This is a genomic window from Bradyrhizobium sacchari (assembly GCF_002068095.1).
Classification (GTDB): domain Bacteria; phylum Pseudomonadota; class Alphaproteobacteria; order Rhizobiales; family Xanthobacteraceae; genus Bradyrhizobium; species Bradyrhizobium sacchari.
The window spans coordinates 672,292-695,517 of sequence record NZ_LWIG01000007.1 but is presented as its reverse complement, the minus strand read 5'-3'; the positions used below and the strand labels follow the sequence as shown (position 1 = coordinate 695,517).

General features: G+C 65.1%; 24 protein-coding genes and 1 pseudogene. 16 read left to right on the top strand and 9 right to left on the bottom strand.

The genetic code is table 11. The features are described from left to right. Both A5906_RS44165 and cysD read right to left on the bottom strand, forming a co-directional pair. Nucleotides 1–735 (bottom strand): GTP-binding protein (locus tag A5906_RS44165; protein ID WP_245326651.1); only part of this gene is annotated, 735 nt, incomplete at its 3' end. Between the two features lie 19 nt (nucleotides 736–754). Then, nucleotides 755–1,549 (bottom strand): sulfate adenylyltransferase subunit CysD, encoded by a 795-nt coding sequence (gene cysD, locus A5906_RS09740; RefSeq protein ID WP_080134972.1) that lies wholly within the window; start codon nucleotides 1,547–1,549, stop codon nucleotides 755–757. A gap of 245 nt (nucleotides 1,550–1,794) precedes the next feature. Here cysD and cysG point away from each other — a divergent pair. From cysG to A5906_RS09680, 13 genes and pseudogenes are all read left to right on the top strand, one after another. After that, nucleotides 1,795–3,113: pseudogene (gene cysG, locus A5906_RS09735) on the top strand (siroheme synthase CysG); the annotation flags it as partial. A gap of 1 nt (nucleotide 3,114) precedes the next feature. After that, a partial coding sequence (locus A5906_RS45940; protein ID WP_283807680.1) for a hypothetical protein occupies nucleotides 3,115–3,216 on the top strand: 102 nt, incomplete at its 5' end. Then, nucleotides 3,213–3,521 (top strand): DUF2849 domain-containing protein, encoded by a 309-nt coding sequence (locus tag A5906_RS09730; protein WP_080134970.1) that lies wholly within the window; start codon nucleotides 3,213–3,215, stop codon nucleotides 3,519–3,521. The genes A5906_RS45940 and A5906_RS09730, both read left to right, overlap by 4 nt. 30 nt (nucleotides 3,522–3,551) lie before the next feature. Continuing rightward, a complete protein-coding gene (locus A5906_RS09725) occupies nucleotides 3,552–5,207 on the top strand; it encodes a nitrite/sulfite reductase (protein WP_080134969.1) in 1,656 nt (551 codons plus the stop codon). Further along, the gene (locus tag A5906_RS09720) at nucleotides 5,194–5,709 is read left to right on the top strand and encodes a DUF934 domain-containing protein (RefSeq protein WP_080134968.1); all 516 of its coding nucleotides are present in this window, start codon (nucleotides 5,194–5,196) and stop codon (nucleotides 5,707–5,709) included. Before A5906_RS09725 ends, A5906_RS09720 begins: the two co-directional genes overlap by 14 nt. Beyond that, nucleotides 5,706–6,431: a phosphoadenylyl-sulfate reductase gene (locus tag A5906_RS09715; RefSeq protein ID WP_080134967.1), complete on the top strand. Its 726-nt coding sequence runs from the start codon at nucleotides 5,706–5,708 to the stop codon at nucleotides 6,429–6,431. Before A5906_RS09720 ends, A5906_RS09715 begins: the two co-directional genes overlap by 4 nt. A gap of 120 nt (nucleotides 6,432–6,551) precedes the next feature. Further along, complete coding sequence (locus A5906_RS09710; RefSeq protein ID WP_080135250.1) at nucleotides 6,552–7,541, top strand: sulfate ABC transporter substrate-binding protein; 990 nt, start codon at nucleotides 6,552–6,554, stop codon at nucleotides 7,539–7,541. Nucleotides 7,542–7,578: 37 nt separating this feature from the next. Beyond that, nucleotides 7,579–8,415 carry a sulfate ABC transporter permease subunit CysT gene (cysT, locus tag A5906_RS09705; protein WP_080134966.1) on the top strand — a complete coding sequence of 279 codons (837 nt, stop codon included), beginning with the start codon at nucleotides 7,579–7,581 and terminating at the stop codon, nucleotides 8,413–8,415. A gap of 10 nt (nucleotides 8,416–8,425) precedes the next feature. Then, nucleotides 8,426–9,337 carry a sulfate ABC transporter permease subunit CysW gene (gene cysW, locus A5906_RS09700; protein ID WP_080134965.1) on the top strand — a complete coding sequence of 304 codons (912 nt, stop codon included), beginning with the start codon at nucleotides 8,426–8,428 and terminating at the stop codon, nucleotides 9,335–9,337. Beyond that, nucleotides 9,327–10,361, top strand: coding sequence for a sulfate/molybdate ABC transporter ATP-binding protein (locus A5906_RS09695; RefSeq protein WP_080134964.1), 1,035 nt, complete (start codon nucleotides 9,327–9,329; stop codon nucleotides 10,359–10,361). The genes cysW and A5906_RS09695 overlap by 11 nt, the downstream gene beginning before the upstream one ends. 185 nt (nucleotides 10,362–10,546) lie before the next feature. Further along, nucleotides 10,547–11,050, top strand: coding sequence for a CAP domain-containing protein (locus A5906_RS09690; protein ID WP_080134963.1), 504 nt, complete (start codon nucleotides 10,547–10,549; stop codon nucleotides 11,048–11,050). Nucleotides 11,051–11,128: 78 nt separating this feature from the next. Continuing rightward, nucleotides 11,129–12,304: a DUF3734 domain-containing protein gene (locus tag A5906_RS09685; RefSeq protein WP_080134962.1), complete on the top strand. Its 1,176-nt coding sequence runs from the start codon at nucleotides 11,129–11,131 to the stop codon at nucleotides 12,302–12,304. Nucleotide 12,305: 1 nt separating this feature from the next. Continuing rightward, nucleotides 12,306–13,094 (top strand): 3-hydroxybutyrate dehydrogenase, encoded by a 789-nt coding sequence (locus A5906_RS09680; protein WP_080134961.1) that lies wholly within the window; start codon nucleotides 12,306–12,308, stop codon nucleotides 13,092–13,094. A gap of 155 nt (nucleotides 13,095–13,249) precedes the next feature. Here A5906_RS09680 and A5906_RS09675 read toward each other — a convergent pair whose 3' ends face one another. The 3 genes from A5906_RS09675 to A5906_RS09665 form a co-directional block, all read right to left on the bottom strand. Then, the gene (locus A5906_RS09675; RefSeq protein ID WP_080134960.1) at nucleotides 13,250–14,074 is read right to left on the bottom strand and encodes a sulfite exporter TauE/SafE family protein; all 825 of its coding nucleotides are present in this window, start codon (nucleotides 14,072–14,074) and stop codon (nucleotides 13,250–13,252) included. Nucleotides 14,075–14,261: 187 nt separating this feature from the next. Then, a complete protein-coding gene (locus tag A5906_RS09670) occupies nucleotides 14,262–15,629 on the bottom strand; it encodes an oligosaccharide flippase family protein (protein WP_080135249.1) in 1,368 nt (455 codons plus the stop codon). Nucleotides 15,630–15,964: 335 nt separating this feature from the next. Continuing rightward, complete coding sequence (locus A5906_RS09665) at nucleotides 15,965–16,804, bottom strand: protein-disulfide reductase DsbD domain-containing protein (RefSeq protein WP_080134959.1); 840 nt, start codon at nucleotides 16,802–16,804, stop codon at nucleotides 15,965–15,967. A gap of 142 nt (nucleotides 16,805–16,946) precedes the next feature. On the opposite strand from A5906_RS09665, the gene A5906_RS09660 reads away from it, so the two are divergent. Beyond that, entirely contained in the window at nucleotides 16,947–17,591 is a 645-nt protein-coding gene (locus A5906_RS09660) for a YqgE/AlgH family protein (protein ID WP_080134958.1), read from the top strand. 245 nt (nucleotides 17,592–17,836) lie between these two features. On the opposite strand, the gene A5906_RS09655 is transcribed toward A5906_RS09660, so the two are convergent. After that, nucleotides 17,837–18,724 (bottom strand): TauD/TfdA dioxygenase family protein, encoded by an 888-nt coding sequence (locus A5906_RS09655; protein WP_080134957.1) that lies wholly within the window; start codon nucleotides 18,722–18,724, stop codon nucleotides 17,837–17,839. Nucleotides 18,725–18,821: 97 nt separating this feature from the next. Further along, a complete protein-coding gene (locus A5906_RS09650; RefSeq protein WP_080134956.1) occupies nucleotides 18,822–19,601 on the bottom strand; it encodes an SDR family NAD(P)-dependent oxidoreductase in 780 nt (259 codons plus the stop codon). Nucleotides 19,602–19,699: 98 nt separating this feature from the next. On the opposite strand from A5906_RS09650, the gene A5906_RS09645 reads away from it, so the two are divergent. Both A5906_RS09645 and A5906_RS09640 read left to right on the top strand, forming a co-directional pair. After that, nucleotides 19,700–20,437, top strand: coding sequence for an SDR family NAD(P)-dependent oxidoreductase (locus tag A5906_RS09645; protein WP_080134955.1), 738 nt, complete (start codon nucleotides 19,700–19,702; stop codon nucleotides 20,435–20,437). 78 nt (nucleotides 20,438–20,515) lie between these two features. Further along, nucleotides 20,516–20,890, top strand: coding sequence for a CsbD family protein (locus A5906_RS09640; RefSeq protein WP_080134954.1), 375 nt, complete (start codon nucleotides 20,516–20,518; stop codon nucleotides 20,888–20,890). Nucleotides 20,891–21,055: 165 nt separating this feature from the next. On the opposite strand, the gene A5906_RS09635 is transcribed toward A5906_RS09640, so the two are convergent. Together A5906_RS09635 and A5906_RS44160 are read right to left on the bottom strand one after the other, a co-directional pair. Continuing rightward, the gene (locus A5906_RS09635; RefSeq protein WP_080134953.1) at nucleotides 21,056–22,762 is read right to left on the bottom strand and encodes an SGNH/GDSL hydrolase family protein; all 1,707 of its coding nucleotides are present in this window, start codon (nucleotides 22,760–22,762) and stop codon (nucleotides 21,056–21,058) included. 181 nt (nucleotides 22,763–22,943) lie between these two features. Beyond that, nucleotides 22,944–23,226 (bottom strand): peptidoglycan-binding domain-containing protein (locus A5906_RS44160; RefSeq protein ID WP_245326650.1); only part of this gene is annotated, 283 nt, incomplete at its 5' end.

Sequence of the window (23,226 nt, the reverse complement as noted above, 5' to 3'; positions counted from 1 at the left end):
GAACTTGTAGATCGCCTGCACCGGCAGCCGCAGCGCCAGCGCCTCGAGCGGCCGCGCCGGCTCGAGCCTGTCGAGCGCCTCGACCACGGTCGGGCCCTTGTACCAGCTGATGCGGTCGGTGCGCTCGGCAACGCCGTCGCCATCGCGCGCGGAGATCGGGATCACGGCCGTGGGCTTCACGCCGAGGCCGTTGAGATGCGCCGAGATCTCGTCGCTGATCGCCTTGAAGCGATCGGCCGAGAAATCAACGCGGTCCATCTTGTTGACGACGACGGCGACCTGCTTCACGCCGAGCAGATGCAAGAGATAGCCGTGCCGCCTGGTCTGGTCGCGCACGCCTTCGAGGGCGTCGATGATCAGCACCGCGCCGTCGGCCTGCGAGGCGCCGGTGATCATGTTGCGCAAAAATTCGGCGTGGCCGGGCGCGTCGATCAGCACGATGTCGCGCGAATTGGTGCGGAAGCGGATCTGCGTGGTGTCGATGGTGATGCCCTGGTCGCGTTCGGTCTGCAGCGCGTCGAGCAGGAACGACCATTCGAACGGCATGCCGCGCCGCGCGCTGACGGCTTTCAGCATTTCGAGCTTGCCGTCGGGCAGGCTGCCGGTCTCGTGCAGGAGACGGCCGACCAGCGTCGACTTGCCGTGGTCGACGTGGCCGACGATGACGATGCGCACTTGCGGACGCGTGGTGCCGTTCGGAGTGGCCGGCGAAGCGGGAGTGACGATCATGTTCATAGCCGCAAAGCGTCCTTGATCAGAGATAGCCGGCGACCCGAAGGCGCTCGAAGGCGTCCTCGGTCTCGTGGTCGAGCGCGCGGCCGGCGCGCTCCGGCACCTTGGTCTGTTCGAGCTCGATCAGGATCTCGTCGATGGTCGAGGCCGTCGAGTTCACGGGGTTGGTGATGTCCTGATCGCCCAGGGAGCGATAGCGCTTGCCGTTCTGCGAGAGATAGAGCGGAATGATCGGGATGTTCTCGCGCTTGGTGTAAGCCCAGATGTCCGCCTCGGTCCAATGCAGGATCGGGTGGATGCGCAGATGCGCGCCTTGCGGAGGCGAGGCGTTGAAATGATCCCAGAATTCCGGCGGCTGGTCGCGCACGTCCCAATTGCCTTCGAGGCCGCGCGGCGAGAACACGCGCTCCTTGGCACGGGTTGCCTCCTCGTCGCGGCGGATGCCGGCGATCAGGCCGTCAAAACCGTATTTGGCGAGTGCCATCTTGAGCCCTTCGGTCTTGCGCGCGGCGGAGCGGGCGGCTGGCGGCAGCGTCGGGTCGACGGCATCGATGGGCGGGCAGGGCTCGACACGCAGGTCGAGATCCCACTCCTTCCCGTAATGATCGCGGAAGCGATACATCTCCGGAAACTTCTTGCCGGTGTCGACATGGAGGGCCGGGAACGGCATGCGGCCGAAGAACGCTTTGCGCGCCAGCCAGATCATGACGTTGGAGTCCTTGCCGAGCGACCACAAGAGGGCGATCTTCTTCAGGCGGGCGAAGGCCTCGCGGAAGATGTAGATGCTCTGCGCCTCGAGTTGGTCAAGATGGTCCATGCTGGGCGCAACATCAGCAGAAAATTCTTGCGAGCCTGAGCGTCCGACGGGGGCCGGGCTGCTCACTCCGACAACAGCGGAATCGTCCTTGAGAAGATGCATCTCTGCCACTTTGCGTTTGGAGGCGAAAATTCTATAGTTGCGGTGCAGAAGAGAAGAAAAAATTTTCTCTTTGCGCGCTCGAAACGACACATATATAGAAAATAATTCCAGTCAACCCCGGATGTGGGGGAAGCGAGTATCGCATGCGGTTCTTGCCGGTGTTTCTCGATCTCAAGGCCGGCCCGGTGGTCCTCATCGGCGCGGGTGAGCTTTTGCGCGCCAAGCTGCGCGTGCTCGTCGCGGCCGGTGCGCGCCTCCGCGTGCATGCCATCGACGGCAATCAGGATTTTGGCCTCGGCTCCGAGGGCACCGCGCGCATCGAGATCGCGGCCGGCGATCCGCTGACCGCTGATCTCTCCGGCGTCATCGCCATCGTCTGCGCCGGCGCGGGCGACATCGGCGTGGCGATGTCGGTGCGGGCGAAGGCGCTCGGCCTTCCCGTCAACGTCATGGACGATCTCGAGCACTCCAGCTTCATCTTCCCGGCCATCGTCGATCGCGGCGATGTCGTGGTCGCGGTCGGCACCGGCGGCACCTCGCCGGTGGTCGCACGGCGCGTGCGCGAGAAGATCGAGGCGCTGCTGCCGGCGCGCATCGGCGAGCTCGCCGAATTCATCGGCACCTTCCGCAAATCCGTCAACGAGCGCATTGCCGAGTTTCCGCTGCGCCGCCGGTTCTGGGAGCGCGTGATCGACGGTCCGATCGGCGCTGCCGTGCTCGCCGGCCGCAAGGCTGAGGCGGACGCTTCACTCAAGGCAATCTCCGATCCTTCCGCATTCGCGCGCGCCGACAGGCCGGAAGGCTCGGTCGCGCTGGTCGGCGCCGGTCCCGGCGACCCCGATCTTCTCACCATCAAGGCGCTGCGCGCACTTCAGGACGCCGACATCGTCTTCCATGACGAACTGGTTTCGCCCGAAATTCTCGACCGCATCCGCCGCGACACCACGCGCGTGCCGGTCGGCCGCCGCGTCGGCAAGCCCGGCATCGGCCAGGACGCCATCAACGAGCGCATGATCGAAGCCGCGCAATCAGGTCAGCGCGTGGTGCGGCTCAAGGGTGGCGATCCCTTCGTGTTCGGCCGCGGCGGCGAAGAGGTCGAGGCGCTCCGTGCTGCCGGCGTCGCCTACTCGATCATTCCCGGCATCACCGCTGGCCTCGGCGGCGCCGCCGATTTCGAGGTGCCGCTCACCTATCGTCACGAGGCGACCCGCATCACCTTCCTCACCGCGCACAAGGCGCGCGATGCGGAAGTCGTGGACTGGTCGACGCTGACCGACGCCAAGATGACCGTCGTGGTCTACATGGGCATGACCGCGGCACCGGCGGTGCGCGCCGGCCTGTTCGCGGCAGGCCGTTCGCCGGAGACGCCGGTCGGCGTGTTTTCCCGTGTCACGCGGCCCGATGCGCAGGGCGCGATCGGCACGCTGCGCGACCTGCCCGAGCTGGTGCGGCGGATCCGTGGNCCCGCCATTCTCATCATCGGCGACGTGGTCCGGCATGCCGGCTCGCTTCGCCGCCAAACACCCAAACAAATCATCTCTGACCTGTTGGATGCAGCCGAATGACCTCCCCTCTGCAACAAAAACTGAAAATCACGGGCCCGTCCGTTGTGACCGCCAACCGCACCTGGGACGGCGTCGTGGTCTATCGCACCGCCGCCAAAACCTGGTCCGTGGAACTGACCGATGCCGCGATCGTGCGAAACTCGGATGAGGCGAAAGCGTTGCTCGCCGAGGCCGTTGCCGATGACGTCGGCGCGATCGGCCCCTATATCGCACCGGTGCAGGTCGACGCTTCAGGCAAGATCCTGCCGGGTAATCTGCGCGAGCAGATCCGCCGCGACGGCGTGACGATCGGCTTGTCGGTCTGATCGCAGGTCGAGCTGTAAGGCACTTTAATCATGTATGCTTACGACGAAATCGACCGCACGCTGGTCAACGAGCGCGTCTCTGAATTCCGCGACCAGGTGCAGCGCCGTCTCTCGGGCGAACTCACCGAGGACGAATTCAAGATGCTGCGCCTGCAGAACGGCGTCTATCTGCAGCTGCACGCCTACATGTTCCGCGTCGCGATTCCCTACGGAACGCTGGCGTCGAACCAGTTGCGGGCGCTTGCCCATGTCGCGCGCAAATACGACCGCGGCTACGGCCATTTCACCACGCGCCAGAACGTCCAGTTCAACTGGATCAAGCTGTCGGACCTGCCGGATGCGCTCGCCGATCTCGCCGAGGTCGGCATCCACGCGATGCAGACCTCCGGCAACAACATGCGCAACGTCACCTCGGACCAGTGGGCCGGCGTCGCGCCGGGCGAGATCGAGGATCCCCGCATCTGGTCGGAGCTGATCCGCCAGCACACCACGCTGCACCCGGAATTCTCGTTCCTGCCGCGCAAGTTCAAGATCGCGATCACCGCGTCGGACCATGACCGCGCGGCGATCAAGGTTCACGACATCGGCCTGCGCCTCGTCAGAAACGAGAAGGGCGAGACCGGCTTCGAGGTTCTGGTCGGGGGCGGCCTCGGCCGCACGCCGTTCATCGGCAAGACCATCAAGCACTTCGTCCATGGCCGCGATCTGCTCAGCTATATCGAGGCCATTCTGCGCGTCTACAACCAATACGGACGCCGCGACAACATCTACAAGGCGCGCATCAAGATCCTGGTGCACGAGCTCGGCATAGAGAAGTTCTCGCGCGAGGTCGAGGAGGAGTGGCAGCACATCCGCTATTCCTCGCTCCAGATCGACGACGAGGTGATCGAGGACATCCGCTCGCGCTTCATCTATCCCGCTTACGAGAAGCTGCCGCACATGCCGGACGAGCTGCGGCAGGCCGCGGCCGATCCTGAATTCGAGGCCTGGCGCAAGAACTCGGTCGCCGCGCACAAGAACCCCGGCTACTCCATCGTCACGATCTCGCTGAAGCCGATCGGCGGGCCTCCAGGCGATGCCACCGCCGAGCAGATGGATGCGCTGGCCGATCTCGCCGACAAATATTCCTTCGGCGAGATACGCGTCGGCCACGAGCAGAACCTGGCGCTGCCGCATGTCGCCAAGCGCGATTTGCCGGCGCTGTGGAAGGCGCTCGACAAGCTTGGCCTGGCGACGCCGAACGTCAATCTGATCACCGACATCATCGCCTGTCCCGGGCTTGACTATTGCTCGCTGGCGAATGCGCGCTCGATCCCGATCGCGCAGGAGCTGACGCGGCGCTTCGCCAATCACGAGCTCGCCAACCTGATCGGCCGGCTCCACATCAACATCTCCGGCTGCATCAATGCGTGCGGGCATCACCATGTCGGCCATATCGGCATTCTCGGCGTCGAGAAGAACGGCGAGGAGGTCTACCAGATCACCATCGGCGGCCGTGCCGACGAGAACGCCGCGCTCGGCAATCTGATCGGACCCGGCGTCAAGTTCGACGAGGTCGCCGACGTCATCGAGGACATCGTGGAAGCCTATCTTGCCCTGCGCGAGCGGCCGGAGGAACTGTTCGTCGACACCGTGAAACGCCTCGGCGTCGAACCCTTCAAGGAGCGCGTCTATGCCACTCGTTAACGGCGGAAAGATCGCCGATGACAGTTTTGCCAAGCTGGCCGTCGACACGCCGCTGCCCGAGGGCGGCGACATCCTGGTGCCGGCCGAGCGCTTCCTCGGTGAAGCCGACGGCTTGCTCAAGCGTGCGGGCAAGGTCGGCGTGATCTGGCCGAACAATCGCGACATCGCCGAGCTCGTGCCGTATCTCGGCAAGATCGCCGCCGTCGCACTGGTGTTCCCGAGCTTCCGTGACGGGCGCGCCTATAGCCAGGCGCGGCTGCTGCGCGAGCGCTACAACTATCGCGGCGAGCTGCGCGCGACGGGGCAGGTGCTGCGCGACCAGTTCGTCTTCATGCTGCGTGCCGGCTTCGATTCCTTCGAGGTGAAGAAGCAGGCCGACGCGGAAGCCTTCATGCAGACCGCGAAGCGCTATTCGGTGTTCTACCAGCCGACCGGCGATGGCCGCATTACGGCGCTACACCGGCGCATGCAACTCCGTCATTCGGAAGGTGTCGGCACGTGAACGCGATCGCGCCCCGGTTTTCGTCTGTTTCTGCGCTGCCTTCGGCGGAGGAGCTCGATCGCGCCCTGCACGATGCTTCGCCCGCGGAGGTCATCGCCGCGGCGCTGAAGACGGTCGGGCGCGAGAAGCTTGCGCTCGTGTCATCCTTCGGCACGGAATCGGCAACGTTGCTGAAGGTGATGGCGGATGTCGATCCTGCGATCCCCGTGATCTTCCTCGACACCGGCTGGCTGTTCGAGGAAACGCTGGCCTATCGCGACACGCTCATCGCGACGCTGGGCCTGAAGGACGTTCGCTCGATCAAGCCGGCCGAGGAGACGCTGTTGCGCGAGGATCCCGAGCGCGATCTCTGGTTCTCCGATCCCGACGCCTGCTGCCGCATCCGCAAGGTCGAGCCGCTCGCGCGCGCGCTGAAACCATTCGACGCCTGGATCAACGGCCGCAAGCGTTTCCAGGGCAATGCGCGTACCGATATCCCGGTCGTCGAGGACGACGGCTTGCGGTTGAAATTCAATCCCTTCGCCAATGTCTCGCGCGAGGAACTCGAGGCGATTTTCGTCCGCGCCAAATTGCCGCGTCATCCCCTGACTGCCTCCGGTTTCCTGTCGGTTGGGTGTATGCCTTGCACCAGCAGAACGGCCGAGGGCGAGGATGCGCGCGCGGGTCGCTGGCGCGGCCGGGCGAAGACAGAATGCGGCATTCACACGATGAAGATTTCGTAGCACAGCTAAGCTGCCTGGCTGCGAACAAGAAAATCCGGTTCCGTTGACTTCAGAGCGTTTCGCCCCGAGTTATGCCTGCCATCGATGACGCCGATGTCGTCGAGGTGAATGGAGATGGACATGATGCGCCGTGTCGTTCCGGTCGTGGCAGGACTGCTTTGGGCAAGCTCGGTTTTCGCCGCTGACATCAATCTTTTGAACGTGTCGTACGATCCGACGCGCGAACTCTATGGCGAGTTCAACAAGGCATTCGCGGCCGCCTATCAGAAGGAGACCGGCAAGAGCGTTGAGATCAAGCAGTCGCATGGCGGCAGCGGTTCGCAGGCGCGTAGCGTTATCGACGGGCTGCAGGCCGATGTGGTGACGCTGGCGCTCGCCTATGACATCGATGCCATCGCCGGCAAGGGCCTCACCGCAGTCGAGTGGCAGAAGCGGCTGCCGCAGAATTCATCACCCTACACCTCGACCATCGTGTTCCTGGTGCGCAAGGGCAATCCCAAGGGCATCAAGGACTGGGACGATCTGCTCAAGCCCGGCGTTGCCGTGATCACGCCGAACCCTAAAACGTCGGGTGGCGCACGCTGGAATTATCTCGCCGCCTGGGGCTTTGCGCAGAAGAAGTATGGCTCGGCCGACAAAGCCAAGGACTTCATCGGAAAACTCTACCAGCAGGTTCCGGTGCTGGATACCGGTGCGCGCGGCGCCACCGTGACCTTCGTCGAGCGCGGCGTCGGCGACGTGCTGCTTGCCTGGGAGAACGAGGCCTTCCTCGCGCTCAAGGAGTTCGGCGCGACCAAGTTCGAGATCGTGGCGCCGCCGCAGTCGATCCTCGCCGAGCCGCCGGTCGCGATCGTCGACAAGATTGCCGACAAAAAGGGCACCCGCAACGCCGCCGACGCCTACCTTCAGTACTGGTACACCAAGGAAGGGCAGGAGATCGCCGCGCGCAACTTCTATCGTCCGCGCGATGCCGAGATCGCCAAAAAGTACGAAAACGCCTTCGCCAAGGTCGAACTGTTCACGATCGACGACATCTTCGGCGGCTGGACCAAGGCGCAGAAGGAACATTTTGCCGACGGCGGCGTTTTCGATCAGATTTACAAGAACTGATCGGGCGCCGTCGTAGGAGGCTTTAGCAGGGGGCCTGGTGAGCGCACTCGCAGCACGACGCCGGACATTGCCGGGCTTCGGTCTCACCATGGGACTGACGCTTTCCTGGCTGTCCGTCATCATTCTGATTCCACTCGCCGGCCTCTTCCTGCGCACGCTTGAACTGAGCCCCGAGCAATTCTGGGCCATCCTCTCCAGCCGCCGCACCCTGAACGCGCTCCGGGTCTCCTTCGGGCTCGCCTTCGCGGCGGCCTGCGTCAATCTGGTGATGGGCAGCATCATCGTCTGGGCGCTGGTGCGCTACCGCTTTCCCGGGCGGCGCATTTTTGACGCCATCGTCGACGTGCCGTTCGCGCTGCCGACGGCGGTGGCCGGTGTCGCGCTGACCGCGCTGTTCGCCGAGAAGGGATGGCTGGGCGCGCCGCTCGCCGCGCTTGGCATCAAGGTGGCGTTCACGCCGGTCGGCATCTTCGTCGCCATGATCTTCATCGGCATTCCCTTCGTGGTGCGCACCGTGCAGCCGGTGCTCCAGGATCTCGACCCCGAAATCGAGGAGGCCGCGGGCAGCTTGGGGGCCAGCCGCTCGCAGACCTTCATTCGCGTGATCCTGCCCTCGCTCGCGCCGGCGCTGCTCACCGGTCTCGCGCTGGCCTTCGCCCGCGCGGTCGGTGAATACGGCTCGGTGATCTTCATCGCCGGCAATCTGCCGAACGTCTCCGAGATCGCGCCGCTCCTGATCGTGATCCGGCTCTCCGAATTCCGCTATGCCGATGCGACCGCCATCGCGGTGGTCATGCTCGTCGTCTCCTTCGTCATCATCTTCGCCGTCAACCGGCTCCAGCGCTGGGCGCGGAGCCGGATCCCGGCGCGCTGAGGGGGATGCCATGACGATGCAGATCGCAGATACCGTGTCGCTCTCGGCTTCCGATGCCAAAGCGCGCGCGCATGCGGCCGCCGCGCGCGATAACCTCCGCACCGAGCCGCGTGCGGTGCGCATCGCCATCATCACGCTGGCGGTGCTGTTCCTCACCGTCTTCGTCGTGCTGCCCCTGGTCGTGGTGTTCGCGCAGGCGTTTTCGCGGGGCATCCTCGCCTATCTCGCTGCGCTCGCCGAGCCGGAGGCGCTGGCGGCAATCAGGCTGACGTTGATCGTCGCGGCGATATCGGTCGGCCTCAATCTCGTGTTCGGCCTCGTCGCAGCCTGGGCGATCGCCAAGTTCGAGTTCAAGGGCAAGACCTTCCTGATCACGCTGATCGACCTACCGTTCTCGGTGAGCCCGGTGATCTCGGGTCTCGTGTTCGTGCTGCTATTCGGCGCGCAAGGCTATTTCGGCGGCTGGCTCCGGGACCATGACATCCAGATCCTGTTCGCGGTGCCGGGCATCGCGCTCGCGACCACCTTCGTGACCTTCCCGTTCGTGGCGCGCGCGCTGATCCCCTTGATGCAGGAGCAGGGCACGCAGGAGGAGGAGGCTGCGATCTCGCTCGGTGCCTCGGGCCTGCAGACCTTCTTCCGGGTCACGCTACCCAACATCAAATGGGGCGTGCTCTACGGTGTCCTGCTCTGTAACGCCCGCGCGATGGGCGAGTTCGGCGCGGTCTCGGTCGTCTCCGGCCACATCCGGGGCGAAACCAACACCATGCCGCTGCTGGTCGAGATCCTCTACAACGAATACCAGTTCGTCGCCGCCTTCGCGATCGCCTCGCTGTTGGCGATGCTGGCGCTAATCACGCTGATCGCAAAAACCGTTCTCGAACGTCATCTCGACGAAGGAGAAGACGCAAGTGACCATTGAAGTCAAAAATCTCGTCAAGAAGTTCGGCAGCTTTGCCGCTCTCGACGGCGTCGACCTCAAGGTCGACAACGGCGAATTGCTGGCGCTGCTCGGTCCCTCCGGCTCCGGCAAGACCACGTTGCTGCGGATCATCGCAGGTCTCGACTGGCCGGACTCCGGCGAAGTTTCCTTCAACGGCGAGGATGCGCTGGCGCAAGACGCACGTGAGCGTCACGTCGGCTTCGTGTTCCAGCACTACGCGCTGTTCCGCCACATGACCGTGTTCGAGAACGTCGCCTTCGGCCTGCGCGTGCAGCCGCGCGCGGTCCGCAAGGATGAAGCGACGATCCGTGCGCGCGTAAAAGAGCTGCTCGATCTCGTGCAGCTCGACTGGCTCGCCGACCGCTATCCGAGCCAGCTCTCCGGCGGCCAGCGCCAGCGCATCGCGCTCGCCCGTGCGCTCGCGATCGAGCCGCGCATCCTGCTGCTCGACGAGCCCTTCGGCGCACTCGACGCCAAGGTGCGGAAAGAGCTGCGCAAATGGCTGCGCTCGCTGCACCATGAGATCAACGTCACCTCGATCTTCGTCACCCACGACCAGGAGGAGGCGCTCGAAGTCGCCAACCGCGTCGTGGTGATGGACAAGGGCCGGATCGAGCAGATCGGCTCACCCGACGATGTCTACGAGACCCCGGCGAGCGCCTTCGTGCACGGCTTCATCGGCGAGTCTATCGAGCTGCCGGTCCACGTCGACGGCGGCGTCATCAGGCTTGGCGACCGTCCCCTGCAACTGGCCGCCGATGGTCTTGCGCCTGGCGCGTCAAAGCTGTTCGTACGGCGACATGACATGCTGGTCGGCCCGCCCGGCAGCGGCGCCTTCGAGGGCGCGGTTCAGCACGTCCGCAATTTCGGCCCGGTGCAGCGGGCCGAGGTCGCCCTGTCAGGCGGCGAAACCATCGAGATCGACGCCCCCCGCGACAAGGAACTCCGCGCCGGCGACACCATCGGCCTCAATCCCCGCCGCTACCGGATATTTGCGGGATAAGGCCCCGTCATTCCGGGGCGATGCGAAGCATCGAACCCGGAATCTCGAGATTCTAGGCGCGCAATTGCGCACCATGGCTCGCCTCTTCGCATCGCCCGGAACGACTTGCGTCGATTTTCCTCAAAATTCACCTTTCAGCCACGGTTGGTATGCAACAACGGCCCCTCATTTGGGGACCTCTAAACATGCGCGCTGCGGCCGCAATTCTCATTACTTTGCTGCTCGCCGGCTGCGCCGGCAACGAAGCACCGGTCCAGCAGCCGTCGATGTATACCGACATGGCGGTCCCGGGCGCCAAGCTCGATGCGCAGGCGGCCGCGGTGATGATCTCGCAATACCGCCAGAACAACATGCTCGGCACGGTCGTGATCGACCCCGACCTGATGCTGCTTGCCGAATCCCAGTCCCAGGCCATGGCGGCCGCCAACAAGATGGACCACGACGTCCGCGCGCCGCTGGCCAAGCGCCTTGCCACCGGCGGCTATCCGGCCACGGTTGCCGTCGAGAACGTCTCAGCCGGCTATCATACGCTGGCAGAAGCTTTTTCCGGCTGGCGCGACTCGCCTCCGCACCGCGCCAACATGCTCAAGAACGGTGTCACAAAATTGGGCATTGCGGCGAGCTATGCTCCGGGCACCAAATACAAGGTGTTCTGGACCATGATCCTGGCCTCGACCGAGCCCCGATAAGCCAGACTTGATCCCGGGATGCATTGACGCCGCGGCGGACTGTCGCCACGGTGGCCTATCCTTTGCTATTAATCCTGCATGACCGATCATAGCCCGGAATACGCCAGCGTCCCCGCCAATGCGCAACGCGTCCTGGTCCTGCAGGGCGGCGGCGCGCTCGGCTCCTATCAGGCCGGCGCCTATCAGGCGCTGTGCGGCTACGGCTTCGAGCCGGAATGGGTCGCCGGTATTTCCATCGGCGCGATCAACGCCGCGATCATTGCCGGCAACGAGGGCCACACCCGCGTGAAGCGGCTGAAGGAATTCTGGGAAATGGTCTCGGCGCCGGTGCCGTGGAAGCCGGTCGGCAAGAGCGATCACAGCCGCGAGCTGTTCAACTCCACCAGTGCGGCGCTGATCGCGACCTTCGGCGTGCCCGGCTTCTTCGTACCGCGTGTCCCGCCCGCGCCGATGTGGCCGCCGGGCCATCCCGAGGCGGAAAGCTATTACGACACCGCGCCGCTCAAGAAGACGCTGGAGCGGCTGGTCGATTTCGACCGCATCAACGACCTGAAGACGCGCTTCTCGGTCGGCGCGGTCGGCGTCACCTCGGGCAACTTCAAATATTTCGACAATTACGAGTTCAAGAGGCTCGGCAAGAAGATCGGCCCCGAGCACATCATGGCCTCCGGCGCGCTGCCGCCGGGCTTTCCCTCCGTGATCATCGACGGCGAGCATTATTGGGACGGCGGCATCGCCTCCAACACCCCGCTCGACTACGTGCTCGACGCCGAGCTCGCGCGCGACATGCTGATCTTCCAGGTCGATCTGTTCTCCGCCCGCGGCGATCTGCCGAATTCGCTGCTGGAGGCCGCCGAGCGCGAGAAGGATATCCGCTATTCCAGCCGGACGCGCATGAATACGGACAAGAACAAGCAGATCCACAATGCCCGCCGGGCCGTGCGCGACCTGATTTCCAAATTGCCCGATTATCTCAAGAACGACCCTTCCGTCGAATTCCTTGCCAAGGCAGCACGTGAGAGCACTGTCACGGTGGTGCATCTGATCTATCGCAGCAAGAACTACGAATCCTCGTCCAAGGACTATGACTTCTCGCATGTCGCCATGGTCGAGCATTGGGAAGCCGGCGTGCGCGACGTGCATCTGTCGATGCGCCACAAGGACTGGCTCGAGAAGCCGCAGTCCGGCGAGACCATGGTGGCCTACGATCTCACGGGGGACGTCACCGCGCCCCCGGCAAAAAGGAGCGAATAACATGGGTACTCTCTCAGGCAAGAACGCCGTCGTGACCGGTTCGACCAGCGGCATCGGCCTCGCCTATGCGCGCGCGTTCGCGGCCGCCGGCGCCAATGTGGTCATCAACGGCTTCGGCTCGCCCGAGGATATCGAGAAGGAGCGCGCCAAGATCGAATCCGATTTCGGCGTGAAGGCGGTCTACTCGCCCGCCGACATGACCAAGCCCGCGGAGATCGCCGGCATGATCGCGCTCGGCGAGAAGTCGTTCGGCTCGGTCGACATCCTCGTCAACAATGCCGGCATCCAGTTTGTCTCGCCGATCGAGGAATTCCCGCCGGAGAAGTGGGACCAGATCATCGCGATCAACCTGTCCTCGGCCTTCCATGCCATCCGCGCCGCGGTGCCCGGCATGAAGAAGAAGGGCTGGGGCCGCATCATCAACACCGCCTCGGCGCACTCGCTGGTCGCCTCGCCCTTCAAGTCGGCCTATGTGTCGGCCAAGCACGGCATCGCCGGTCTCACCAAGACCGTGGCGCTCGAGGTCGCGACCCACAAGATCACCTGCAATTGCATCAGCCCCGGCTATGTCTGGACACCGCTGGTGGAGAAGCAGATCCCCGACACCATGAAGGCGCGTGGCCTCACGCGCGAGCAGGTCATCAACGACGTGCTGCTCGACGCGCAGCCAACGAAGGAGTTCGTCACCTCCGAGCAGGTCGCCGCGCTGGCGCTGTTCCTGTGCAGCGACGATGCCGCGCAGATCACCGGCACCAACCTGTCGATCGACGGCGGCTGGACCGCGGAGTAGATACTCGGTGCCGTTGGGTGGGCAAAGGCGCGAAAGCGCCGTGCCCACCAATTTTTGCCATTGAGAAGAGCGGTGGCCCGCTTCCGCTTTCGCGCCTCGAGCTACGGCGGACAAGTCGTTTTACCCACCCTACGAAAGCTGCGCTTGGTCTTCGCTCAATGCGTCCAGGCCAGCGCCGTCACGATGGCCGACGACAAATTCAGCTCCGCGAACATGATCTTGCCGGCGACGACGAACAACACGCTGGCGAGGGTCAGGCGCAGCACCGTCTCGGGGACGCGCGTCGCGCTGTAGCTGCCGACGATGATGCCGGGCAGCGAGCCCAACAGCAGCACGCCCATCAGGCCCCAGTCGACCGAGCCGAGCAGCCAGTGCCCGGCGCCCGCGACCAGCGTCAGCGGCACCGCATGGGCGATGTCGGAGCCGACGATCGTCGCCATCGGCAGCCGCGGATAGAGCAGCAGCAGCACGGTGACGCCGACCGCGCCGGCACCCACGGATGAGATCGACACCAGCACGCCGAGCACGATGCCGGTGACGACGGTCGCAATCGCGGTGGTGCGTTCGTCGACACCTTCGAGGCGCTTCCGGTAGCGCTCCATGATCGATTTACGGAAGATCAGCGAGGCGGCGGTCAGTAGCAGGGCGAAGCACAGTACGAGGTTGACCAGGCTGCGCTCGGTATCGCTTCTGAGATCGAGCTTCCACAGCACCAGCAGCGTCAGCGTGCTCGCCGGAATGCTGCCGCAGGCGAGCCGCAGCACCGCCGGCCAGTGCACGCTGCGCGACCAGCCATGTACAACGCTGCCGCCGGTCTTGGTGGCGGCGGCATAGAGCAGGTCGGTTCCGACTGCGGTGGAGGGATGAATGCCGAACAGCAGGATCAGCAGTGGCGTCATCAGCGAGCCGCCACCCACGCCGGTCATCCCGACAAGCAGACCGACGCCGAATCCGGAGGCGACGTAGAGTGGATCGATCATGGTCCGGGGAATCTTAGGTTTATCTCGTCAGTTGGGCAATACGACGTAGAATAAACTTTCCCTGGTGCGCACTACTTGGGTTGAATAAGAAAAATCGTGCTGCACGTCTTGAATGCGTAGGAGTTTTCGCCTCATTCCGCGACATGCGGCGAAATGGCCATTCCCCGACACTGGCGGCCCCCAGCGCTTATTTGCCAAACGCCAGCACGTGCAGTCCCAGCCGCCGTCGCACGATCCAGAACAGCAGCACGGTCTCGAAGCTGAGTGAGATCGAGGTCGCGGCGGCCGCGCCGTGACCGCCGTAGCGCGGCACCAGCATCAGGCAGAGCACGAGGTTCATCACGAAAGCCAGCGCATAGGCCAGCGCGCAGATCCTCTGCTCGCCCAGCATGTTGAGCAACCGCTCCACGGGCCCGATCGCCGCACGCACCACGAGGCCGACCGCGGCGACGAACATGATGTCGTAGCCGACCACGAATTGCGGCCCGAACAGCCAGAGCAGCGGCCTGCCGAGCGCGAGCAGCACGATGGTCGCCGCCAGCGACGGCCAGAACGTCCAGTTGATGGCGTGCGCGACGTAGGCCGACAGGCGCGCCTTGTCGCCGCTGGCGTTGTATTCGGCGAAGCGATGCGCCGTCGTCGCCGACATCGCGTAGTGAATGAACGAGACCAGCGCCAGCGTCTTCACCACGGCGAAATAGACGCCGACCTCGTCGGACGGGCGGAATTGCTGCAGCACCAGCACGTCAGTGTAGGAGAGGAGCAGGTAGAAGCTCTCCACCAGCAGGATCGGCAGCGAGACGGCAAGCCAGCCACTGACGTCATAGGCCTTCGGCCCGGGTGTGATGTGATCGGCGAGCTTGCGGTTCAGCACCACCATCTGCCCGCTCATCGCGATCCACACGGCGCCGGCGCTCGCGGCCATCGCGGCGCCCGCGCCGAGATGATAGCCGAGCAGGAAAGCCGCGCCCGTGATGCCGATGATCAGCGCCTGACGGATGATGAATTGCGGCATCAGGCCGAGCTGCATCCAGTCATGCGAGCGCGCGATGCCATCCTGGGTGTTGGCGACGACGAAGGCCGGCAGCGTCATGCAGCCGATGTAGAGCGGCAGCAGTTCGGCCGGATCGATCCAGGGCGACAGCAGTTTTACGATGCCGGCAAGGCCGAGCGACACCAGCGTGGAGGCGGCGAAGGTCAGCCATCGGCTGCCGGAGAGGAAGCCGCGCAGCAGCGCATGCTCTCCGCCGGCGCGGTACTCCGGAATGATCTTTTGCGCGGAGGCCGAGATGCCGAAATCCATCATGCTGCCAAGCAGCAGCACCCAGGTCCACACATAGACGTAGATGCCGTAATCGGACGTGCCCATCCAGCGCGCCAGCAGCACCTGCGAGACATAGGCAAGGCCTGCGCTGATCACGCGGATGATGAAGATGGTGCCCGCCAGCCGCCGCGTCAGCGACGCCTCGCTCGATCCGCCCGCGAGCCTGGCCCGCAGCCGCGCAATCAGTCCGGCCGGTCCGGTCGTTGCGGGTTGTGCATCCATCACGGCCAATTCGAAGATCCCCACGGCGTTCCGCCCGCTGCGGCAGGCTTGATGCGCGGCCCAGGAATTAGCAACCATTCGTTAAGATTCGGTTGGGTGAAGGCGCTGTGGCCCCACTCTCCGCTGTCGTCCCGGACAAGCGCGCCTCACGCGCGCGCAGATCCGGCACCCATAATCCCGGGGAGAAGTTGCAGCGCGCGCCGGCACCCACGGGTCTTCGCCAAGCCAATCAAGTGGCTATGGGTCCCGGATCAGCGCTTACGCTTGTCCGGGACGACAGCGGAATGTGGAGTGCCGGAGTTGCAATTCACTCGCTGTTGTCCCGGCCTTCGTCGGGACGGCCATCACTCCAAATTCGTATTGAACTCGTACGACTTGTCGGGCCCGACCAGTGTGAATTTCAGCGCGGCGCCTTCGGGCTTGGCGCCCGGCGGCAGCCCGTCGAGCTCGAACGTGAAGCGCTTCACGCCGGGCGGGCTGTGCGCGACCGGCGCCGGAATCGGCAGCGCCCAGTCCGGCGTCGGCCCTTCGACGTACAGATTGACGTTGCGGCCGTCCGGCACAACCACGTCGACCACCACGTTCTTCGGCCCGTCGCGCTTGACGTCGCGGATGGTGAGCGGATTGGGATCGCCGATCGTGGCCGGCTTCGGCACGGTGTCGAGCGCCGCACGCAAATTCGCATCCTCGGTCGAGGCGACGCTGTTGAAGCCGAGCTCTGCATTGGCCTCGACGGGTATGCAGAGCTTCTCGCACACCGCGTAGTTGATCTCGGCGCGCAGCGTCACCGGCTTGTCGGCGGACTTGGCGACGATGCGCAGAGGCAGCACGATCTGGTCATGATAGCCGATCGAATGGCCGCCCGCGCCGTCGTCGAACTTCAGCGGCGCCGGCCACATTACCGTCACGGCTTCGACATTATCGGATTTCGAGAAGTCGAACCGCGGCGGAACGCCGGAATCGCCGGGCATGCGCCAATAGGTTTTCCAGCCCGGCTGGAGCTGGATGGCGATACCGCCGAGCAGCACGGCGCCGCTGCGCGATCCCGCCAGCAGCCGCACTGCGGAATGTCCGTCGCGCTGCCACGGCGAGGCGTCGTCCGCATGGGCGGCGATGGCCAGCGCCGACGCGAAAAGGGCTGTCGCGACGCCGATCGCCGCGCGCGGGGGAACTTGTGTGAACATGACGCGTCTTTACAGGGTCACCTTGGTGCAAACCATTGAATTGCCTGTGATGGATGCACTCGAATCAAATCTCTGCAAGCCTTGATTTGACAGCGGCTAGGTCCGACATCAGGATAGGAATTGAAACCGGAGTGCTTCACCGATGGCTCCCACAGGCAAAAGGACGGGCGAAAGCACCCGCAAGGCGGGCCCCGCGCTCCCCAATTCGGCCGGCTATCTCGACGGCCGCCTCCTGATTGCGATGCCCGTGATGGGCGATCCGCGCTTCGAGCGCTCGGTGATCTATCTCTGCGCTCATTCGGCGGAAGGTGCCATGGGCATCATCGTCAACCATCCCGCCGGCAGCATCGACTTCCCCGAGCTGTTGCAGCAGCTCGGCATCATCAAGAAGGGCGAGCACATCAAGCTGCCGGAGAATGCCGAGAGCATGAAGGTGCTGCGGGGCGGGCCGGTCGATACCGGCCGCGGCTTCGTGCTGCATTCGAGCGACTTCTACATCGAGAACGCCACGCTGCGGATCGATGACGACGTCTGTCTCACCGCGACCGTCGACATCCTGCGCGCGATCGCCAGCGGCTCCGGCCCGAAGCACGCCATTCTCGCGCTCGGCTATGCCGGTTGGGCGCCTGGCCAGCTCGAGGCCGAGATCCAGAGCAACGGCTGGCTGCATTGCGATGCGGACGCCGACCTGATCTTCGGCGATGACGTCGACGAGAAGTACGGCCGCGCCCTGCACAAGATCGGCATCGACCCCGGCATGCTCTCGAACGAGGCGGGGCACGCGTAGCGCCTGCCGTCGCAACAACCTCCGCTGTCGTGGGCTAGCCTCCGCTGTCGTCCCGGACAAGCGCGCCTCAAGCGCGCGGATCCGGTACCCATAACCCCAGGGAGTTTGAGGCAGGCGGGGCACCACACGTCTTCGCCAAACCACGCCCCATTGCGATGGGTCCTGGATCTGCGCTCCTTGGCGGACAACGCTGCGCGTTGTCCGCCGCTACGCTTGTCCGGAACGACGGCGGTGGACTGCCCCACCTACTCCGCCGCCTGCTGCTGCACCGTCGGCTCGGTCCCCGCAACCGTCGCCCTGCGCATGTCGCGAGGCTGGGACTGGTCGTAGCGGCGGACGCGGTGCATGGTCTGGCGGTTGTCCCACATCACGAGGTCATGCAGCTTCCATTTGTGGACGTAGACGAACTCGGCCTGCGTCGCGTGCTCGTTCAGATCGCGCAGCAACAGGCGTCCCTCCGGCACGCTCATGCCGACGACCTTGCCGGCATGCGATGAGAGATACAGCGACTTGCGGCGATGTACGGGATGCGTCCGCACCAGCCGTTGCAGCACCGGCTTGAACATCTCCTTCTCCTCGTCGGTATATTCGGTGAAGCCGAGCGATCCGCGCGAATACATCAGCGAGTGCTCGCAGACGAGGTCCTCGATCTCCGCCTTGGTCTCCTCGTCCAGCGCGTCGTAGGCCGCGCGCATGTCGGCGAATTCGGTGTTGCCGCCCTTCGGGTTCACCACGCGCGCCGACAGCAGCGAGAATTTTGCCGGGATCGGGCGGAACGAGCTGTCGGAATGCCACAGGCAGTTGCCGAGGTTGAACAGATGCGCGCGGCTGTCCTTCGCCAGCGGCTTGCCGTCCTTGCCGAGATTGGAGACGTCGTTGAGTCCGGACTGCAGCCGGTAGTCCTTCTCCTTGGTCACGGTGCCGCCGCGGGCATCCTCGCGCTGGCCGAAGTTCAGCGCAAATGCCATCTGCTGCTCGTCGGTGATGTCCTGGTCGTGGAAGACCAGCACCGCATATTTGTCCATGGCAGCCTCGACCTCGCGTGCCTCGTCAGGTGTGAGAGGCTTGCGCAGGTCGAGGCCGGACACCTCGCCGACAAAATGTTTTTGAAGCTGCCGAATGGCGATCGTCATGACGTTCTCTCCCGCGTGCCGCGAGCGGTTGGTCCGCTCTGTCGGTGAAAAAGCTACTCCCGCACTCGCGGTTGTCAACGCGCGGCGCGCATGCCTCTTACGCGTTGCGCGCCATCAGCCCGCCATCGACCGGGATCACCGCGCCGGTGAGGAAGGACGCCGCCGGCAGGCACAGGCTCAAGGTCATGTGCGCGACCTCTTCAGGATCGCCGTAACGGCCGAGTGCGGTGCGGCGCCTGGCGTAGAGGGTCTTGTGCTCTTCCGAGATGCGGTCTGTGATGGCGGTGCGGATCGGCCCCGGGCAGATGCAGTTGACGGTGATGCCCTCGCGCCCGAGTTCGACCGCCAGCGAGCGGGTGAGGCTCGCGACGCCCCCCTTCGCCGCCGAATAGGGGCTGTGCAATGCGGTGGCGCCGAGCGCCTCGGTGGAAGCGATGTTGACGATGCGCGGGCTCCTCGACTTGCGCAAATGGGGCAGCGCGGCACGGATGATGCGTGGATGCGCCGTCAGCATCACGGCGATGCCCTTGGCCCAGGCGTCTTCATAAGCTTCGTCGTCGATCGCGACGCGTACCGAGATGCCGGCGTTGTTGACGACGATATCGAGCCCGCCGAAATGCGCCGCGACATCGCCGACCACGCGCCTGATCTCGCCGCCGTCGGCGACGTCGAGTTTCCACGCCTTCACAGCGCCGCCGCTCGCCGCGATCTCCCTGGCCACGGCGTGCGCGCCTTGCTCGTCATGATCGGTGACGGCGACGTTCGCGCCCTCGCTTGCGAACACGCGCGCGGTGGCGCGTCCCATGCCGCTGGCAGCTCCGGTGACGAGAACGGTCAGGTCCTTCACGGACCGGCTGAGCTCCCTGAACTCGGACATGCTGTTTCCTCGCTGCGTCTTGCTTGTTGTTATGAGATTGACAAGGCTGGCATCGATCCGCAGACAGGTCAAACAAGCAAAACAAAGGGGAGGCCGCGATGGCGAACGAGCTGGATTTTTCGGGCAAGCAGGTGCTGGTCATCGGCGGTTCCAGCGGCATCGGCAACGGCATCGCGCAGGCCTTCCGCGCCAGGGGCGCGCATGTTGCCGTTTGCGGCACGCGCGCTCGCGCAACGGAATATTCGTCGGAGGATGGCTCCGATCTCACCGGTCTTTCCTACGCACAGCTCGACGTCAGCAACCCCAGTGCGATCGACGCGTTCAAGCCGTCGTTCGATCACCTCGATACCCTCGTGCTTGCGCAAGGCGCGGTGCTCTATCGCCGCGGCGAGTTCGAGATGGATGGCTTCCGCAAGGTCGTCGAGGTCAATCTGATGAGCCTGATGGCCTGCGCCACGCGGTTTCATTCCATGTTGCGGGATGCGAAGGGCGCGTTGATCATGGTGTCCTCGACGGCGGCCTATCATTCCACCATGGGAAATCCCGCCTACAACGCCTCGAAGACCGGCGCGGTCGGATTGACGCGCACGCTGGGCGAGGCCTGGGCCGAGGACGGCATCCGCGTCAACGGCATCGCGCCCGGCCTCGTCGACACCAAGATGACGAAGGTGACAACCGACAATCCCAAGCGGCTCGAAGCGGCGTTGTCACGCATTCCGCTGCGCCGATTGGGCACGCCGGCCGACATGGCGGGCGCAGCCTTGTTCCTGGCCTCGCCGCTGTCGTCCTACATCATTGGCCAGACGCTGGTCGTCGATGGCGGCCTGATCTTGTAGAGGCCTACACTTTCGTCGACACTTGGAACTGCGCTGCTCCTGATCGGTTACTTGGGCTGACCCCCGAGGAGGAGCATCATGGATACGGACCGGATTGTCGGATCAGCCAAGGAATTCGCCGGACGCGCGGAAGGCGCGGTTGGAGACATGGCGGGCGATGCCAAGACGCAGGCGTCGGGCAAGGCGCGCGAAGCTGCAGGCGCGGTGCAGAATCTCTACGGCCAGGCCAAGGATGCCGTGCGTGATGCCGCGGACACCGCGACGAGCTACGCCAAGGACGCCTATGAGAACAGTGGCGATACGTTCCGCGATGGCACGCAGGCATTGTCGAAGAAAGTGCAGGACAACCCGCTCGGCGCGCTGCTCGTGGCCGGCGGCATCGGCTTTGCACTTGCGCTGCTGATGTCGCGCCCCGCCCGCCGTCCGCCGTCGCGCTGGCGTTATTACGGCTAGCAACCGCAAACACACACGTGCCCCGGACGCAATGCGGCGTGTAACGCCGCGTTGCCGAGCCGGGGCGCATTCTTTTGTAAGCGTCGAACGCGCTGGGGCCCGGCTCTGCGCAGCAGCGTTACACGCTGCCGCGCTTCCGGGACATGAGGCCTCAGCTTAGGAAAATTACCGGACTTCCGCCGACCGTCCGACATTACCCGGCGGACGCGGAATCGCGGGGTTCGGATTCGGATTGCGCGGCCCGGGCGCCGGTGCCAATTGCCGCGGCCCCGGTGCGGGTTGCGGAGAGCCGAAGCCGAAGAAATCGCGGAACGACGGCGCCGCCTGTGCCGGCTGCTGCACCACCGGGGGCTTCTTCGGTGCGGGCTTCGGTGGAGTGATCGCAGCGGCTGCGCCCGGTGTGCCCGGTGCATTCGGGCTGGCGCCGTCAGGCGTCGTCGCCGCCATCGGCGTATCGCCCTTGGCCTGCTCGCGGCCGACCTCGCGGCGGGGCCAGGCATAATCGTCGGCACGGCCTGCGGGCGCCGCCAACGGCTCGCCCTTCACCATCGTCTTCGCCGCGAGTGCATCGACGGCGGCGGGACGGGAGCCCGGGCCGCCCAGCAATTGATCGGTCGAGATCGAGGCCGCGACCAGCGGCACGATCGGGCCGGCGAGCGGCCGCGGCGCGGGCTTGCCGGGCTCGGCGCTGGTGTCGGGCGTCGCAGGCTCGCTCGGCAGCGCGATCGGGCCGGAGCGCCCCGCCAGCAGGCGCGTAATCTCGCGCTCGACATAATGGGCGAGTTTTCGCGCGCCCGGCTTGGTGAAGTAGACGCCGTCGGAGCTGCGGAGCTGGCGGATCTGGCCTTCGAAGTCCGGGCCCTTCTGCAGGAAGCGGCCGGCCTCGTCGACAAATCCGTCCCAGACGTCGACATAGGTGATCCCGGCCTTGGCCGCGCCCTCGCGATAGAGAGAATCAAGGAACAGCATGTCCGCCGTGCCCTTCTGTCCGCGGATCGCGGGCAGGCCGACCCAGAGTACCGGCACGCCCTTGGCCTTGAGCGCGCCTGCGAGCTCCTCGACCTTCTTGGTGTAGAGCTCGACCCAGCGTTCGTCGCGGAATTCGTAGAGCCCGTTGGGATTGCGTGCCGTCTTTTCCGGCGCGGCCGCAGGCGCATCGGCATTGTCGGCGTCATCCTGCGGCAGGTCGGCGTCCGCGGGCTTGTCGTCAGGCTTGGCGGCGGTGTCGCCGGGCTTGGCATCGCCGGGCTTGGCCGGTTGCTTGGCGCGCGCCCCCTTGTCGTTCTTCTTGTCCTTGTCCTTGTCTTTGTCCTTTTCCGACTTGTCGGCGACGGGCTCGCGGATCGCGATACGGTCGTTGAGGCCGAGCATGACGACGATCACGTCGGGCTTCTCGGTCTCGAGGATGCCCTTCGCCGCGGCGGTCCAGTCCGAAGGCTCGCCCTTCGGCTGATACTTGATCAGGCCGGAGGTGGTCTTGTGCTTACGGATCACGCCCATGTCGGGCTGCTCGGTGTAGGCGTCCTCCAGGCCATAGGCGAGCCAGTCGGCCATGGCGTCGCCGATCACCAGCACGTTCTTGTCAGGAATTGTGTCGCGCTTGGCCGGTGCCGGCGCGCGCGAAAAGTCCTGGCGCGGCGCCTGCTGCTGTTGCTGCTGGAACGGCGCGAAGAAGTCGCCGCCAAACCAGCCGCCACCGCCACCTTGGCGCGGCGGCGGAGCCGAACGTTGCGGCGGGCCGCCGAAGCCGGGGAAGTTGAAGAACTGCGCGGACGCGGGCCCCGCGACCGAGACCAATATCGCAAGCGCCGTCCCCAGCGCGATCAGCGGGCCGGTCTCGGTCAGCGCCTTGAACAGGGACTTCTTCGACATGCGATCTCGGGCACGCGCAATGGGAGCTGGAATGGTCTCGATATAATAACGGAATCGGGCGCCAAACGGGCAGATTCCGTTGCAGATTTTCGACGGATTCTGGCGCCATACACCGGGGAACAGCCGCCCCCGTCAAGGCCGCCGGGCAAAATCCCCGTTCAGGGTTACTTTCGGCGCGATTTTACCGCCCGCGCAGGCGGTCCAGCACGTCGGAGGAGGCAAAACCGTCGGCGGGGACCCCGATCGAGGCCTGGAAGTTGCGCAGTGCCTCCCGGGTCTGGCCGCCGAACTGGCCGTCCGGGGTGCCCTTGTAGAAGCCGCGCTGGGCCAGGAGCTGCTGCAGTTCCAGCCGCTCGGTACGGGACAGCTCCCGCTCCTGCCGCGGCCAGGGCTGCACGAAGGGCTGCCCCCCACGCAGGCGGTCGGCAAAATGGCCGATCGCCAGCGCATAGGCCTCGGCGGGG

Excerpts from the sequence above, each read along its gene's own strand:
- A5906_RS09640 (WP_080134954.1), top strand. The coding sequence starts at position 20,516 with ATGGATACGGACCGGATTGTCGGATCAGCCAAGGAATTCGCCGGACGC.
- A5906_RS09665 (WP_080134959.1), bottom strand. The coding sequence starts at position 16,804 with ATGTTCACACAAGTTCCCCCGCGCGCGGCGATCGGCGTCGCGACAGCC.
- A5906_RS09645 (WP_080134955.1), top strand. The coding sequence starts at position 19,700 with ATGGCGAACGAGCTGGATTTTTCGGGCAAGCAGGTGCTGGTCATCGGC.
- A5906_RS09655 (WP_080134957.1), bottom strand. The coding sequence starts at position 18,724 with ATGACGATCGCCATTCGGCAGCTTCAAAAACATTTTGTCGGCGAGGTG.
- A5906_RS09730 (WP_080134970.1), top strand. The coding sequence starts at position 3,213 with ATGACCTCCCCTCTGCAACAAAAACTGAAAATCACGGGCCCGTCCGTT.
- A5906_RS09685 (WP_080134962.1), top strand. The coding sequence starts at position 11,129 with ATGACCGATCATAGCCCGGAATACGCCAGCGTCCCCGCCAATGCGCAA.
- A5906_RS09680 (WP_080134961.1), top strand. The coding sequence starts at position 12,306 with ATGGGTACTCTCTCAGGCAAGAACGCCGTCGTGACCGGTTCGACCAGC.
- A5906_RS09635 (WP_080134953.1), bottom strand. The coding sequence starts at position 22,762 with ATGTCGAAGAAGTCCCTGTTCAAGGCGCTGACCGAGACCGGCCCGCTG.
- cysW (WP_080134965.1), top strand. The coding sequence starts at position 8,426 with ATGACGATGCAGATCGCAGATACCGTGTCGCTCTCGGCTTCCGATGCC.
- A5906_RS09725 (WP_080134969.1), top strand. The coding sequence starts at position 3,552 with ATGTATGCTTACGACGAAATCGACCGCACGCTGGTCAACGAGCGCGTC.
- A5906_RS09690 (WP_080134963.1), top strand. The coding sequence starts at position 10,547 with ATGCGCGCTGCGGCCGCAATTCTCATTACTTTGCTGCTCGCCGGCTGC.
- A5906_RS09650 (WP_080134956.1), bottom strand. The coding sequence starts at position 19,601 with ATGTCCGAGTTCAGGGAGCTCAGCCGGTCCGTGAAGGACCTGACCGTT.
- A5906_RS09675 (WP_080134960.1), bottom strand. The coding sequence starts at position 14,074 with ATGATCGATCCACTCTACGTCGCCTCCGGATTCGGCGTCGGTCTGCTT.
- A5906_RS09720 (WP_080134968.1), top strand. The coding sequence starts at position 5,194 with ATGCCACTCGTTAACGGCGGAAAGATCGCCGATGACAGTTTTGCCAAG.
- cysD (WP_080134972.1), bottom strand. The coding sequence starts at position 1,549 with ATGGACCATCTTGACCAACTCGAGGCGCAGAGCATCTACATCTTCCGC.
- A5906_RS09660 (WP_080134958.1), top strand. The coding sequence starts at position 16,947 with ATGGCTCCCACAGGCAAAAGGACGGGCGAAAGCACCCGCAAGGCGGGC.
- A5906_RS09710 (WP_080135250.1), top strand. The coding sequence starts at position 6,552 with ATGATGCGCCGTGTCGTTCCGGTCGTGGCAGGACTGCTTTGGGCAAGC.